Source organism: Pleionea sp. CnH1-48 (assembly GCF_024124665.1).
In the GTDB taxonomy this organism is placed as follows: Bacteria; Pseudomonadota; Gammaproteobacteria; order Enterobacterales; family Kangiellaceae; genus JAMXSB01.
The window spans coordinates 35,601-49,864 of record NZ_JAMXSB010000007.1 but is presented as its reverse complement, the minus strand read 5'-3'; the positions used below and the strand labels follow the sequence as shown (position 1 = coordinate 49,864).

At 43.8% G+C, this 14,264-nt stretch carries 15 protein-coding genes; 14 read left to right on the top strand and 1 reads right to left on the bottom strand.

Annotated elements, in window-relative coordinates; genetic code table 11:
- Window positions 1–438: 438 nt before the first annotated feature.
- The 3 genes from NH399_RS12200 to NH399_RS12190 all read left to right on the top strand — a co-directional run bounded on the left by NH399_RS12200 (window position 439) and on the right by NH399_RS12190 (window position 3,194).
- Entirely contained in the window at window positions 439–1,629 is a 1,191-nt protein-coding gene (locus NH399_RS12200) for a hypothetical protein (protein WP_253040510.1), read from the top strand.
- Between the two features lie 95 nt (window positions 1,630–1,724).
- Window positions 1,725–2,783, top strand: coding sequence for a hypothetical protein (locus NH399_RS12195; protein ID WP_253040509.1), 1,059 nt, complete (start codon window positions 1,725–1,727; stop codon window positions 2,781–2,783).
- A gap of 108 nt (window positions 2,784–2,891) precedes the next feature.
- Window positions 2,892–3,194 carry a hypothetical protein gene (locus tag NH399_RS12190; RefSeq protein ID WP_253040508.1) on the top strand — a complete coding sequence of 101 codons (303 nt, stop codon included), beginning with the start codon at window positions 2,892–2,894 and terminating at the stop codon, window positions 3,192–3,194.
- A 3-nt stretch (window positions 3,195–3,197) separates the two neighbouring features.
- Here the strand turns inward: NH399_RS12190 and NH399_RS12185 are convergent, their stop codons facing one another.
- A complete protein-coding gene (locus NH399_RS12185; RefSeq protein WP_253040507.1) occupies window positions 3,198–4,322 on the bottom strand; it encodes a site-specific integrase in 1,125 nt (374 codons plus the stop codon).
- Between the two features lie 354 nt (window positions 4,323–4,676).
- On the opposite strand from NH399_RS12185, the gene NH399_RS12180 reads away from it, so the two are divergent.
- From NH399_RS12180 to nuoI, 11 genes are all read left to right on the top strand, one after another.
- A complete protein-coding gene (locus NH399_RS12180) occupies window positions 4,677–5,009 on the top strand; it encodes an MGMT family protein (protein ID WP_253040506.1) in 333 nt (110 codons plus the stop codon).
- Between the two features lie 8 nt (window positions 5,010–5,017).
- Window positions 5,018–5,530, top strand: coding sequence for a TIGR02281 family clan AA aspartic protease (locus tag NH399_RS12175; RefSeq protein WP_253040505.1), 513 nt, complete (start codon window positions 5,018–5,020; stop codon window positions 5,528–5,530).
- Window positions 5,531–5,919: 389 nt separating this feature from the next.
- Complete coding sequence (locus tag NH399_RS12170; protein WP_253040504.1) at window positions 5,920–6,276, top strand: NADH-quinone oxidoreductase subunit A; 357 nt, start codon at window positions 5,920–5,922, stop codon at window positions 6,274–6,276.
- Window positions 6,267–6,743, top strand: coding sequence for an NADH-quinone oxidoreductase subunit NuoB (locus tag NH399_RS12165; protein ID WP_253040503.1), 477 nt, complete (start codon window positions 6,267–6,269; stop codon window positions 6,741–6,743). Before NH399_RS12170 ends, NH399_RS12165 begins: the two co-directional genes overlap by 10 nt.
- An 11-nt stretch (window positions 6,744–6,754) precedes the next feature.
- Window positions 6,755–7,432 (top strand): NADH-quinone oxidoreductase subunit C, encoded by a 678-nt coding sequence (locus NH399_RS12160; RefSeq protein WP_253040502.1) that lies wholly within the window; start codon window positions 6,755–6,757, stop codon window positions 7,430–7,432.
- Window positions 7,432–8,685, top strand: coding sequence for an NADH-quinone oxidoreductase subunit D (locus tag NH399_RS12155; protein WP_253040501.1), 1,254 nt, complete (start codon window positions 7,432–7,434; stop codon window positions 8,683–8,685). Before NH399_RS12160 ends, NH399_RS12155 begins: the two co-directional genes overlap by 1 nt.
- Window positions 8,685–9,200 (top strand): NAD(P)H-dependent oxidoreductase subunit E, encoded by a 516-nt coding sequence (gene nuoE / locus NH399_RS12150; protein ID WP_253040500.1) that lies wholly within the window; start codon window positions 8,685–8,687, stop codon window positions 9,198–9,200. The genes NH399_RS12155 and nuoE overlap by 1 nt, the downstream gene beginning before the upstream one ends.
- Window positions 9,193–10,479: an NADH-quinone oxidoreductase subunit NuoF gene (gene nuoF, locus NH399_RS12145; protein WP_253040499.1), complete on the top strand. Its 1,287-nt coding sequence runs from the start codon at window positions 9,193–9,195 to the stop codon at window positions 10,477–10,479. The genes nuoE and nuoF overlap by 8 nt, the downstream gene beginning before the upstream one ends.
- Before the next feature lie 44 nt (window positions 10,480–10,523).
- Entirely contained in the window at window positions 10,524–12,725 is a 2,202-nt protein-coding gene (nuoG, locus tag NH399_RS12140; protein ID WP_253040498.1) for an NADH-quinone oxidoreductase subunit NuoG, read from the top strand.
- The gene (nuoH, locus tag NH399_RS12135; protein WP_253040497.1) at window positions 12,722–13,753 is read left to right on the top strand and encodes an NADH-quinone oxidoreductase subunit NuoH; all 1,032 of its coding nucleotides are present in this window, start codon (window positions 12,722–12,724) and stop codon (window positions 13,751–13,753) included. Before nuoG ends, nuoH begins: the two co-directional genes overlap by 4 nt.
- The gene (gene nuoI, locus NH399_RS12130) at window positions 13,750–14,241 is read left to right on the top strand and encodes an NADH-quinone oxidoreductase subunit NuoI (RefSeq protein ID WP_253040496.1); all 492 of its coding nucleotides are present in this window, start codon (window positions 13,750–13,752) and stop codon (window positions 14,239–14,241) included. The genes nuoH and nuoI overlap by 4 nt, the downstream gene beginning before the upstream one ends.
- Window positions 14,242–14,264 lie beyond the last annotated feature (23 nt).

The window sequence follows — 14,264 nt, the reverse complement described above, 5'->3', positions numbered from 1 at the left end:
AACCTTTCGGAAATCTTTTAGAAGTTTTTGAAAGGTTTTTGGTCACTTATTTGTCTTGATTTTCCTTAAGCCAGAACTGAAAAAAATCGTTGTCACTTCCTAAAGACAGAAAATATCTCTGTTAGGGCATTTGCTACAGCATCGTAGTTAGTTCGATTAATAAACAAAAGCTAGTGTCATCAAGAAATGTATATCGTGTGCTACGTGCTTTGCTATCTCAATTTGTATTGCCGCCTTTCATTTGTGCTTTTTACCATTGTTTTGTCCTAAATCGTTTAGTTAAGATCGCCTTGTTTTCATCAAGTGCCTAGAAATAGGTAGCTAGTCAAGCCAACGGAAAGGCTAGGTATTGGTGCTAAGTTTAGATTCAGCTTGTTGCCGATACACTAACCAAAAGTTTGACTATGAAGTTCAATTATTAATGGAAAAGTAGTAACAATGAAATTAAAAACTATTGCGGCCTTTGGATTGGCCTTAGCTTCATCTCTAACTCATGCAGAAAACTATTTGATAGATTGTGAAGGTTTCTGTAGTGACGATGCAAAGAAAAAATTAATCGCAGATAATATGCTTCCAAGTACAGCTCCATTGGGTGAACCACAGGAGCACTCTGTTTATTTCTACGATTCACAGACAGAGCGATTAACGTATTACACAAAGCTAGTTGAAACCTCTCGTGTATTTGGCACCAGTATTACTCAAAGCCGTGTTGATGGTCCTAAATTAGGGACAGCAACCCAAGCAGATGCAGCAAAAGAAATGCTAGAAGGAACTGGTGGTTTATTTAATTATTTTGGTCTTGATCAGCCAGAATTTGCAGCTCGTTATAATGTTCTAACGGGTTATACATACAGAGGTGCTTTATCTACAGACATTGGTTTTCTTGATAGCCACACCTTACAGCGCTCACTTACATATGGTGAATCTAGCTGGATGGCTGGGCTTTCAGATACTTTTGTCACTTGGCTTGCAGGGGAGCTAAACCTTTCTTATGGTCAGGTCGTTGCACAACTCGATTTCTATTCGGCAAATCGGACTGGTCAAATGAATGCTCAGATGGGTGTGTCTGTGACGGTGACTTCCCCGACTGGTATGCTTGAAGGTACTGGTAGTGCTCAAGGGAGCCTAAGTAGTTCTGTCCAATATGGCGGGCATCCTGCTCAAATTCGAATGATGCTTCCAGATGGTGCTTTAACTTTGGTTTGGAGCTCCAAGCTAGGTCGTTTTGAACTAGTTGAAGCGTTGGATAAAAATGGCCATCAGTTGCCTTTGGACAAAAACGGTTATCCTAAGTCTGAATTAGTTCCTTCAACTTTAACTATTTCTAATGCCAATATTGATATTTGGGAGCTGTTGGACAAAGCGTTCAAAGGTAAAGTTGCTCATTTATCAGGAGCGGTTAAAAAGTTCAGATCTGGTAATCACAATGGCTCGGTTACGGTACGTGAAGGTGACGAAACGCCTGGTGAAGGAAATGATAATAGCGGTGGTGAAGACAGTAACGTAAGTGCTGGTTTCGGTAATGGTGGCGGTAACAGCTACGGCTCTGGCGGTAATGTGTCTGTTTGGGTTGGCGGGCAGTGCATTACGGGTTGTCAGACTGAGAACGTGACGGTCAAAGAGAACTAAATTGACAACAAAGTAGACTCCTCTAAGGCCTTACTATCATTCGGATGGTAAGGCCTTTTTGTTTGATTCGAATATATCCAGGTAAAGAAATCGCAATGGTATTTAGAATTGTATTTGGCATCGTTCTGCAATTAGGTTGCTTACCGCTATTTGCGCAACACTATTTAATGGACTGTGAAGGGTTTTGTGATGACCCAAAAAAGAAAAAGGAAATAGTAAAGCGTTTGTGGCCCGATCTATTTTATGCGCAGAGCAACGTTTCTCATGTTATCTATTTCTTCAATCGTCAATCGGACCGCTTGGAGTACTATGATCGACTGGTGGCTATATTTAAAATGCCAACAGACGGTCAGTATCAAGACTTTATAAAAGGGCCGATACAGGGAACGAAATCACAATCTGATGCAGCCAAAAGCATGCTTGATGGAACCGCTCAGTTGTTTGAGCATTTCAAGCTCAATATGCCTCCCTTGATATCTAGGAAAGATTTACAGAGTGGATATTCTGTTTCAGGGGTGTCGTCATTATCGCTTGGGTTTAAAGTATGGCAAACCTTGGGGATGGTTGCTCAAGTCGCGGAAGATACATGGTTAGAAGGTGTTTCTAATACTATTGTGATATGGCTGTCAGATAGCAAAGGTGTCGGTGTTTTCCGAACGAATGCCCAGCTAACGAACTATTCGGCAAAGCGAACTCGTTATCTTAATGCTCAATTAGGTGAGGTGGTTAGTATTATTTCTCCTGAGTTTCTGTGGGATGAAAAGATAAAGTTTAAAGGAAATTACAGTGCATATATTCCTGGTGGCTGGAAGCCTGCACACATTTGGCTAAGATTGCCCGATGCTTATCTTGCATTGATTTGGGATGCGTATTTAAACGTTTTTAAGCTCGCGAGTGCGAGAGACTTGAATGGAAATAAGCTTCCTTTAAGTGAGAGTGGTCTTGTAGAGCCAACATTAGTACCCCTTAAGCTTATTCTCTCGAAAGATAATATTAAACTTTGGAAAAGCATGGCTAAGGTTTTAGGGCGAAAAGCACCACAGCATCTTTCAGTGGGTGTTAACATGTTTGAAACACAAAAGCATCAGGGGGTGATATCTGTTGAACGGCAAGAAAAGAGTATTCATGTCACTACGGAGCCAGTACTTAAGTAGAGCTTTTTAGAAGTGTCCGAAAATGGGAAAAACGTTTTTCGTGTTCGGTACACTTAAACTATGCCATGGTGCTTGATGTCTATTTAATCATCCACTAGAGGTAGTGTTATGGAACAGGAAGAAACCAACCCAGCAAACTTAAGCGATGTGGTTAATAAACTAGAGCAATTAATATCGATTACCTTGGATTGTAAAGTTGTCCCGAAAGTGAATCTTGATATGGCGCTTTGGAATACGCAGGATGTCGCGAATTACATCGGTGTGACTTATAAATACACCAGTGAATATATTGTCACCCACCACACGTTTCCGAATGCGCTAAGAATGCCCAGCAAGAATCAAACAAAAGGCCGCCCGCGTTGGTATGCGGGCGAAGTGATTAAGTGGGTAGCGAGCCATCAGGAGCACTAATGACTAATGTTGTTGTAATTGTTCGGCTAAGGCTTCCTTAATAATATGTTTAAAGCCTTCCACATTTACCAAGTCGTTCAGATCAATCGTGTTGGATACATCGGCTTTAGGTTTTGTGTCTAAGCACTTGGCCATATCGGCCGCGATCTGGGCGGCGGTTTTATTGTAGTAGGTCATTAGTTCCTTAATGTCCTTGTGTCCGGTAATAGAAGCCACCTCAAGTACATTGTACCGATTGGAATCAACTAGCCGGGTAATGGCTTCATGTCGGCTGTCATGAAAGGTTAGATTTGCAATGCTTGTAGTCTTTCGGTACTTCCTAAAAGTTGAGCTCATGCTGCTCGCTTTCATTTGAAAGAAAGGGTGGTGCGCCGTTTTGGGGGTTGGTAGCTTTTTTAGTAATGCAATGGCGCTCGGTGAAAGAGGGACGTCTCGTGCTGCACCATTTTTAGTATCCCCTAGATGTGCAACACCTTTGTTAAAATCCACGGTGTTTGGCGTGAGTCCACATATCTCACCCTGACGCATGCAGGTTTCAATGGCGAGTAACCAGCCGACAGCTACAAATTGCCGTTTTTCTGTGATGGCTAGATCTGGCTGGTAATTGAGCGCGTGACACATGATTGTTATTTCATCAGGTTCAATGCGGCGAAATCGAGGTGGTGGATCTGTGGGGCGTTCCAAATCTGCAAAAGGGTTATGGGTCATGAGTCGCCAGACGCGCGCCTTGGTTAAGGCGTGGCTAATCAGGTTAAGTTCTCTATTCACGGTAGATGGTTTGACTTTCTTTAGTCGTTTGGTAATCCAATTTTCTAAGTCTTCCCGAGCTAATCTGATAAGTTTAATCGCCACTAGTTTGGGGTAATTCGCTATAAATGATTCAATGCGAAGGATCTCTTTGTCATTCCCTTTTTTGGAGGGGGATACTTCTTTAGCGTATTTGTTGAGCAGGTCGCCCGGGGTATAATTGTCGTGAACAATACCAGCATGCTTTTGAAGCTCAACTTCGCGGTCTTTTGCCCAGGATTGAGCCTTTTTACGGGAAGGAAAGATATTGCTGTCGCGGATACCATTTACATGAATAAATGCGCGAAATTTTCCTGATGGGGTTTTTACAATAGAAGCCATGGTTAAATCTCCGTCAAATCGGGGCAGTTGCGTTGCCCCCAGTGTGTGTAGAATCGGTGTAAACTGGAATGGATTTACACGGATTTGGACGGAACATGTGGGGTTGAATCTTTTGTACAAAAATTGATATGTGAAGATTAAATTCTTTACATATCAATTCATTAGGATATAGTTGCGTTCAGAAGGTCGAGCTAGGACTCTGAGTTGTTTCAATCCAACTCGCTGGCCTTCGGCACCATCTTAAAAAAGCCTTGGAATTTTCCAAGGCTTTTTTGTATCTGCGTTTTAATCAGTCAAACTTTTCGTCACATTTCTCTGTTTTGAGATCTTTTGGAACTCGATTACTATAAAAGTATGAAACAGAAACATGAATCCATCATAAAGACCATTGCGCACATTCCAGAAGGAAAAGTGGCAAGTTATGGTCAGATTGCAGATTTGGCAGGGTTGCCTGGGCGGGCAAGGTTAGTCGGCAAGGTGTTAAAGGAAACCGATGTGGTGTTACCTTGGCATCGTATTTTGCGTTCGAGTGGTGAGTTAGCGTTTCCACGTTATTCAGAAATGGCGACAAAGCAAAAGCGCCTGTTAGAAAAAGAAGGTGTGGTGGTTAACAAGACGAGAGTCAGGTTAGCGGATTTTCAGTGGCAGCCATCGATGGCGGATATGATCTTTTTATTAGAAGGGTAATTGTTGTTATGGAGCATGGGGATTCAACTCAAAAGGTCGGCAAAAAAATGGCTTTTGTTGCCTGGATTATCGCCTTGGCCGGACTTACCTGGTTTTTCTCTGACATTCTCGAAGAGCGTCTGAATCCTAATCAAGATCCCGAAACTTTTGATAATGGTATGACCAAAGAGGTCATACTTAAGCGTAATCGCTACGGTCATTATGTTGCGAGTGGGACGATCAACAATCAGCCAGTTGTTTTCTTTCTGGATACTGGCGCAACGATGGTTGCTATTCCTGAAGCGGTAGCGCAAAGAGTGGGGCTTAAGAAAGGACGCGCCTTTCAAACACAAACAGCTAATGGTATTGGTACTTCCTATTACACACGCTTGAAATCTTTAAGTATTGGCAACTTACAGTTCAATAATGTGGATGCTGCTATCTCACCAGGCCTTGAAGGTGAGGAGATATTATTAGGGATGAGTGTCTTGAAACAAGTGGATTTTTCTCAACAGGGCGACACTTTGATTTTGCGATACTGATGATTTATCTCATTTTGAATGGTTAGCACTTCACCGCAAATCTCACAGAAACTTCTCGCGTTGCATCATTTTTATACAGCGCCTATCGCTAAACATTGTGATTGTGACCAATGTTGCAGCACGTCTTCTAAATTCCTTTGTTATTCAAACGAAAATGTGTAGACTGCATCGATAGCTTGTAAGTGATTGATGGTTTTACAAAAGTAGGATCTGCGACTAATCTTAAGTTAAAAAAGAAAGCCGTCAACAGTTACGCTATATTCTAGTCTGCCTAAGCTAAAGAAGAGTGCTGTTAAGCGACCAGTGCTCCTCTAGCAGTAAGCCGCTAAGCATGCTCAATGCTTAGGCTAAAGTACTGAACGGTTGCATAAAAAAAGAACTGGTGCGGTATGATAGAAAACTACATTCCTATTTTGGTTTTCATAATTCTTGGCCTTGGTTTGGGAGTCGGCCTTGAGTTAGCTGGCTTTATTCTGGGAAAGAACAAACCTGACGACGCAAAAAACGCTCCGTTTGAGTGCGGCTTTGATGCTTTTGAAGATGCTCGAATGAAATTCGATGTGCGTTTTTATCTTGTAGCTATCCTGTTTATCATTTTTGATCTCGAAATTGCTTTTCTGTTTCCCTGGGCTGTGGTGTTTGACGAGCTTGGATGGTTTGGTGTGATTTCGATGGCGGTATTCCTGGGACTTCTGGTGGTTGGTTTTATCTACGAGTGGAAAAAAGGGGCGCTGGAGTGGGAGTAGCAGCAAACAAAGGATTTTTTACGACATCCGCTGATCAACTGATTAACTGGGCACGGACAGGCAGTATGTGGCCAATGACATTTGGTCTGGCTTGTTGCGCCGTTGAAATGATGCACGCTGGAGCATCTCGTTATGATCTGGATCGCTTTGGCGTGGTTTTTCGACCCTCTCCGAGACAGTCTGATGTGATGATTGTCGCTGGTACGTTAACCAATAAGATGGCGCCAGCATTGCGTCGTGTATATGACCAAATGCCAGAACCCCGCTGGGTTATTTCGATGGGATCTTGTGCTAATGGTGGCGGTTATTATCACTATTCTTACTCGGTCGTAAGAGGGTGTGATCGCATTGTCCCTGTCGACATTTATATACCAGGATGTCCGCCGACGGCTGAAGCTTTAATGTATGGCATCATTCAGCTGCAGAATAAAATAAAGAGAACCAACACTATTGCTCGACAAGTATAGGAGCTAAAGCTTTGGACAAATGGGTAGAACAACTAAAACAACTACTCACTTCCCAAATTGAAAGTTGTGTCGTTGATCGTGGAGAAGTGACCATTGAAGTCGATGCAGAATTATTGATTGCAGTGTCGCGCCGTTTGCGTGACGAAGATGAGCTGCACTTTGAACAACTGATCGACTTATGCGGCATTGATTATTCTGCTTACGGAGAAAGTGAATGGGAAACATCCGAAGCCTCAGGCTCTGGGTTTTCTCGAGCGGTTGTATCCCATAACAAAAAAAATGAAGATGCAGCACAAAAGAAACGTTTTGCCGTTGTATATCATTTGTTATCTATTGCTAATAATCGCCGCCTAAGAATGCGTGTGTTTGTTCCTTATAAAACACTCACGGTCCCTTCAGTAAATGATGTATGGGCGAGTGCTAACTGGTATGAACGAGAAGCGTTTGATTTGTTTGGTATTCGCTTCGAAGGTCACAATGACTTGCGACGATTGTTAACCGACTATGGCTTTGTTGGCCATCCATTCCGAAAAGATTTTCCACTCATTGGAACCGTTGAGATGCGTTACGATGCAGAGCAAGGGCGTTGTGTCTATGAGCCTGTTTCTATTGAACCTAGAATATTAGTGCCTCGTGTTATTCGTCAGCAAAACAAAGACAATGTTCCAACCAGTGAGCAGGAGGGGTAATGGCTGAAATACGCAATTACACCATGAATTTCGGTCCGCAACATCCTGCGGCTCATGGAGTATTACGCTTGGTTTTAGAGCTTGATGGTGAAGTCATTGAGCGTGCGGACCCACACATTGGATTATTGCATCGAGCAACCGAAAAGTTAGCAGAGAGTAAACCCTATAATCAAAGCATTGGTTATATGGATCGTCTCGATTACGTTTCGATGATGTGTAATGAACATGCTTATGTATTGGCGATTGAAAAGCTATTGGGAATCGAAGCACCTAAACGAGCACAATACATTCGAGTCATGTTTGCAGAGATCACCCGAATTCTAAATCACTTGATGTGGTTGGGTGCCCATGGCCTTGATATCGGTGCCATGACCATGTTTTTGTATTGTTTCCGCGATCGTGAACCCTTAATGGATTGTTACGAGGCGGTATCGGGTGCTCGGTTGCATGCAACTTATTTTCGTCCAGGTGGTGTGTATCGTGATTTGCCTGATGAGATGCCAAAGTATGCTCCATCAAAATGGCGCAACAGCAAAGAGACTGATGAGTTAAACAGTAATCGTCAAGGTGGTGTGCTCGATTTTTTGTGGGACTTTACCGAAACCTTTCCCCAGCATATTGACGATTACGAAACGTTACTGACTGATAATCGAATTTGGAAGCAACGAACCGTAGGTATTGGCGTGGTATCGCCTGAACGAGCATACCAGTTAGGATTTACTGGACCTATGTTGCGTGGGTCCAGTGTTGCCTGGGATTTAAGAAAAACACAACCTTACGAAGTCTACCATGAGTTGGACTTTGACATTCCCATTGGGCGTAATGGTGATTGCTATGATCGCTATCTGGTTCGTGTAGAAGAAATGCGTCAGTCCAACCGAATCATTCGTCAGTGTATTCAGTGGTTACGAGAAAATCCTGGCCCTGTCATGTTAGATAATCATAAAGTGACTCCACCTAATCGGGCCACCATGAAAGATGATATGGAAGCCTTGATTCACCACTTCAAACTTTTTACCGAAGGTTTCTGTGTTCCAGAAGGTGAAGCTTATGCTGCTGTCGAACATCCAAAAGGTGAATTTGGCATTTATTTGGTGTCGGATGGAGCCAACAAGCCATATCGAGTCAAAATTCGTGCACCAGGTTTTGCCCACATGGCCGCTATGGATGAGTTAACACGAGGCCACATGTTGGCTGATGTTGTGGCAGTTATCGGTACTATGGATATAGTTTTTGGAGAGGTGGATCGCTGATGGCTGTTGCTTTGAAACTCGAAAAAATGATTTCTGAACAGGCTGTAGCAGATATTGAACACTGGCGTAAAAAATACCCTGTCGAAAGAAAGCGCCCACCCATTTTGGCTGCACTGCATATTATTCAAAAAGAAAATAACAATTCACTTAACGAACCTTTGATGCAGGCATTGGCCGATTACCTGGATGTTCCTCATATTGCGGTTTATGAAGTCGCGACCTTTTATTCGATGTATCACACCAAACCTGTTGGTAAAACAGTGATCTCGGTATGTACCAATCTCTCTTGCATGTTGTGCGGTTCTAAAAACATAGTGACTCATCTAGAAAAACGTTTGAACATTCGCCTGGGAGAGACAACAGAAGACGGTGCTTTTACTTTAAAAGAAGTCGAGTGTATGGCCGCTTGTGGCGGTGCTCCCATGTTGGAAGTTAAAGAAGAATTTCACGAAAACTTAACGACAGAGAAAGTCGATCACATTCTTGCTGAGCTAGGAGTTGATGAAGATGAATGAAGTCTGTTTTAGAACCTTGCATCTTGAACAACCCTGGTCGTTAGAAAGCTATAAGAGTGTTGGTGGATATCAGGTATGGGAACAGATCCTGAAAGAAAAAATGCCAGCGGACAAAATCATTGATGAACTCAAGACGTCGGCTTTGCGTGGTCGCGGCGGTGCTGGATTCCCCACAGGGTTGAAATGGAGTTTTATGCCGCGAGGCATGCCAGGAAAAAAATACGTTGTTTGTAATTCTGATGAAGGAGAACCGGGTACCTTTAAGGACCGTGATATTTTACGGTTTAATCCCCATCAGCTCATTGAGGGTATGGCCATTGCTGGCTATGTTATGACAGCAACGACCGGTTATAACTATATGCGAGGCGAATTCTTTGAACCTTTTGCTCGTATGGAGCAAGCGTTAAAAGAAGCTTACGATAATGGTTATTTAGGAAAGAATATTTTGGGCAGCGGCGTTCAGTTTGATCTGCATAATGTGCTGGGAGCCGGTGCTTATATCTGTGGCGAAGAAACAGCACTCATCGAGTCGTTAGAAGGAAAAAAAGGACAGCCAAGATTCAAACCGCCTTTTCCTGCAAACTACGGTGTTTTTGGGCGTCCGACTAACGTTAACAACACAGAAAGTTATGCGTCTGTTCCGGCCATATTGCAACATGGCGGACAATGGTTCCTTGAACTTGGTAAGCCTAATAACGGCGGAACAAAAATATTTTCGGTATCCGGTCATGTTGAGAAACCAGGTAATTACGAAGTGAATCTTGGTATGCCGTTTAAAGAGTTGCTGGAGTTGTGTGGTGGTATGCGCAATGGCAAGCGATTAAAAGCAGTGATACCTGGCGGCTCATCATCTCCGATATTACCAGCAGACACTATGATGGATATCACCATGGACTACGACGCTTTGTCAAAAGCGGGGACCATGTTGGGATCCGGTGCTGTGATCGTGATGGATGAAGATACATGCATGGTAGAAGTGGCCGCAAGAACAGCACACTTTTATTATGAAGAATCCTGCGGACAATGTACGCCGTGTCGTGAAGGAACCGGGTGGATGTCTCGAGTGATCCATCGCATTCTTGAAGGCAAAGGGCATTCTGATGATTTGGCTAAGCTCGATGACATCGCTGCCAACATTATGGGGCGGACAATTTGTGCGCTGGGTGACGCCGCCGCGATGCCAGTTGGTGGATTTTTAAAGCACTTTCGTCATGAGTTTGAATACATGATACAAACCGGTCGACGTTGGGTGGATGACCATAAAGACAGAGCCGCGTAATGGGAGTCTGTTATCGTGCTAACAACAGAAAAGGGTAGCAACGAGTGGGTATAGTTCATATCGAAATTGATGGCGTTGCACTGGAGGCAGAAACTGGCTCCATGATTATTGAAGTCGCTGACGAAGCAGGTTTAACCGTTCCTCGTTTTTGCTATCACAAAAAATTGTCAGTGGCGGCCAATTGTCGAATGTGTTTAGTGGATGTGAGCAACTTACCTAAAGCCGTGCCTGCCTGCGCCACTCCCGTTGCTGAGGGAATGAAAATTCTCACTGATTCACCGAAGGCTAAAATGGCTCAAAAGTCAGTGATGGAATTTCTATTGATCAACCACCCTTTAGATTGCCCTATCTGTGATCAGGGGGGTGAGTGTGAGTTGCAAGATGTGGCTCTAGAATATGGCAGTGATGTCTCTCGTTTTACGGAAGGCAAGCGCGTTGTTCAAGATAAAAATATTGGTCCTTTAATTGCGACAGATATGACGCGTTGTATTCATTGTACTCGCTGTGTACGCTTTGGTACCGAGGTAGCTGGTATCCGAGAAATGGGCGCTACTGGGCGTGGCGAACACATGGAAATCGGCACTTTTATAGAAAAGAGCATCGAGTCAGAAGTATCCGGTAACATCATTGACCTGTGTCCTGTGGGTGCCTTAACGGCGAAGCCTTCGCGCTTTAGAGCGAGAGCCTGGGAGATTCAATCGACGCCAGCTATTGCACCTCACGATTGCCTTGGTACGAATATCAGTATTCATCATCGTCGCGGCGAAGTGATTCGGGTTGTCCCAGAAGAAAATGAAGATATTAACGAAGTCTGGATTTCTGATCGAGATCGTTTTTCTTATGAGTCGCTGAATAAAGCAAAACGTCTGCTCACACCAAAGATTAAAAAAGATAATGAGTGGCAGGACGCAACATGGGAAGAAGCTTTATCGCTCGTTGCCGATCAATTTAAAAGCATTTGTGAGTCTCGTGGAGCTGAGTCTATTGGTTGTCTTGTTTCAAGCTCCAGTACGACCGAAGAAATGTATCTTGCACAGCGGTTAATGCGAGGGTTAGGTTCGCATAATATTGATCATCGATTACGACAGGTCGACTTTTCTTGCCAACATGATGACCCCTTGTATCCCGGCTTAGAATTTTCTATCTCAGATTTTGAGGAGATGGATGCAACCTTGTTAATTGGTTCGGACCTACGTAAAGAACAACCTCTATTAGCATTGCGGTTGCGCAAGTCGACTCGTTTCGGCCAGGTGATGGCGGTTAATTCTTTCGAAGCGAATTATAACTTTAAACTCTCCGTTGATTTGCAGGCTAACCCTGCGGATATTCCTACCCAGCTGCATGGTGTGGTGGCGGCTCTCATTAAACAGCAGAAAGATCCTGTCAGTGCTGATTTAGTTGAGCTGTTTGCCGATGTTGAGTTTTCTCCCGAGCAAGAAAAAATCGCCAGTCAGTTGCGTATTGCAGAGAATGCTTGTGTTGTGCTTGGTCAAAGTGGTTTGGAACATTCAAACAGTGGCCATCTGCGTTGGCTTGCTCGAACGATTGCTCGTCTCAGTCATGCGCGTTATGGTGAGCTTTCTCATGGTGCTAATAGTGCGGGTGGACATATTGCTGGGGCTTTACCTCACCGAACCATCGGCGGTACAGAAAGCGATGTTTGTGGCTGGAATACTATTCAGATGTTGCAAAAAGGGTTAGAGGCTTACCTGTTAGTTAATACCGAACCTGATCTGGATTCCAGTTATAAAGATGCCGCTCAAGTGGCTCTGCTAAAAGCAAACTTTGTTGTGTGTATGACGCCATTTGCTCAAGGACAGTTTTTAGATTACGCCAATGTCTTGTTACCTACCGCTGCTTTTTCAGAAACATCCGGTTCTTATGTCAGTGTTGAAGGCAAGTGGCAAAGTTTTACAGCTGCAGTGAAAGCAAAAGGAGAAGCGCGTCCAGCCTGGAAAATTCTTAGAGTTTTGGGCAATTTACTGGATGTAAGCGGATTCGATTACAACTCATCAAAAGATGTTCGAAACGAAGTTAAAACGAGAAGCGAAGCAAAAAGTGAATTAGTGGTTGGGCAATATCGAGTTCCAGAACAATTAGAGAAGGGCGGAGAAAGTCCTCGCCGACTGGGGCTTTACGATGCGGACCCCTTAGTGCGTCGCTCACCTTCATTGCAAGCAACAGCGGATGCCAAAAATAATTGGCGCTATGAATTGATACAGTCAATATTCGGAGATGTCTCATGATTATGGAGTGGGCACTCATCTTGTTGGACATTTTGCTAAAGATTGCTGCGATCTTATTACCTGTCATTTTGGCGGTTGCTTACACGACTTATGCAGAACGCAAGGTCATTGGTTATATGCAACTGCGCCTTGGCCCTAATCGAGTTGGTCCCAAAGGCTTGTTTCAGCCCTTTGCTGATGTGATTAAGTTGGCAATGAAAGAAATCGTTGTCCCAACCGGTGCCAGCCGAAGTTTATTTATTCTAGGACCTATTTTATTTATTGGGCCTTCTTTAGCTGCGTGGGCTGTGATGCCATTTGATGCTGAATTAGTATTAGCTGACATCGATGCGGGGTTACTGTTTCTTTTGGCCATGACTTCTATCAGTGTATACGGCGTTATTATTGCTGGATGGGCATCGAATTCCAAATACGCTTTTCTAGGTTCATTGCGTTCGGCTTCTCAGATTGTCTCTTACGAATTGGCAATGGGATTTGCTCTTGTGGGTGTGCTGATGTGTTCCAATAGTATGAACCTTGGCACCATCATCGAGAAACAATCGGGAGGCATTGCGAGCTGGTACTTCATTCCATTATTCCCCATGCTAGTCGTTTACTGGATTTCTGGCGTCGCTGAAACCAATCGAGCTCCTTTTGATTTGGCCGAGGGAGAATCCGAAATTGTAGCTGGCTTTCATGTCGAGTATGCCGGTATGGCATTTGCGCTATTTTTCTTAGCGGAATATGCCAACATGATTTTGATTTCCTGTCTGACTGCAGTGATGTTTTTTGGCGGATGGCTGTCACCGTTTCAGGGCATTCCTGTTTTGGATAACTTGACGTCCTGGATACCTGGAACCGTTTGGCTGTTGCTTAAAGCTGGTTTTTTTCTGTTTTTATTCTTATGGTTCCGAGCGACTTTTCCACGTTTTCGCTATGACCAAGTGATGCGTCTGGGGTGGAAAATCTTTATCCCGGTCACGATTGTGTGGATTGTTGTGTTGGCGGTATGGATAAAGTCACCATTTTGGTTATGGGGGGCGTCATGAGTAAACTCGGAAAGTTTTTTAAGACCTTCTTACTGTGGGAGCTCGTCCAAGGCTTGAGAGTGACGGGGCGCCACTTATGGAAAAAGAAAATAACCATTCAATATCCCGAAGAGACGACGCCTATGTCGCCTCGTTTTCGCGGATTGCATGCGCTCAGACGTTATCCAAATGGCGAAGAACGTTGTATCGCCTGTAAGCTGTGTGAGGCCGTTTGTCCTGCTCTGGCGATCACCATTGAAGCTGGCCCCAGAGAACAAGATGGAACTCGTCGAACAACGCTGTATGAAATTGATTTGTTCAAGTGTATTTATTGTGGTTTTTGTGAAGAATCATGCCCGGTAGATTCTATCGTTGAGACACGAGTATTTGATTATCACTTCGAAAAGCGTGGTGAACAAATTATGACAAAAGCCAAATTATTGGCAATCGGCGATAAGCTGGAGCCTCAAATAGCGGCAGATAAAGCTGCAGATGCTCGATATCGTTAAAGGACAGTGCCTTATGCATTTAT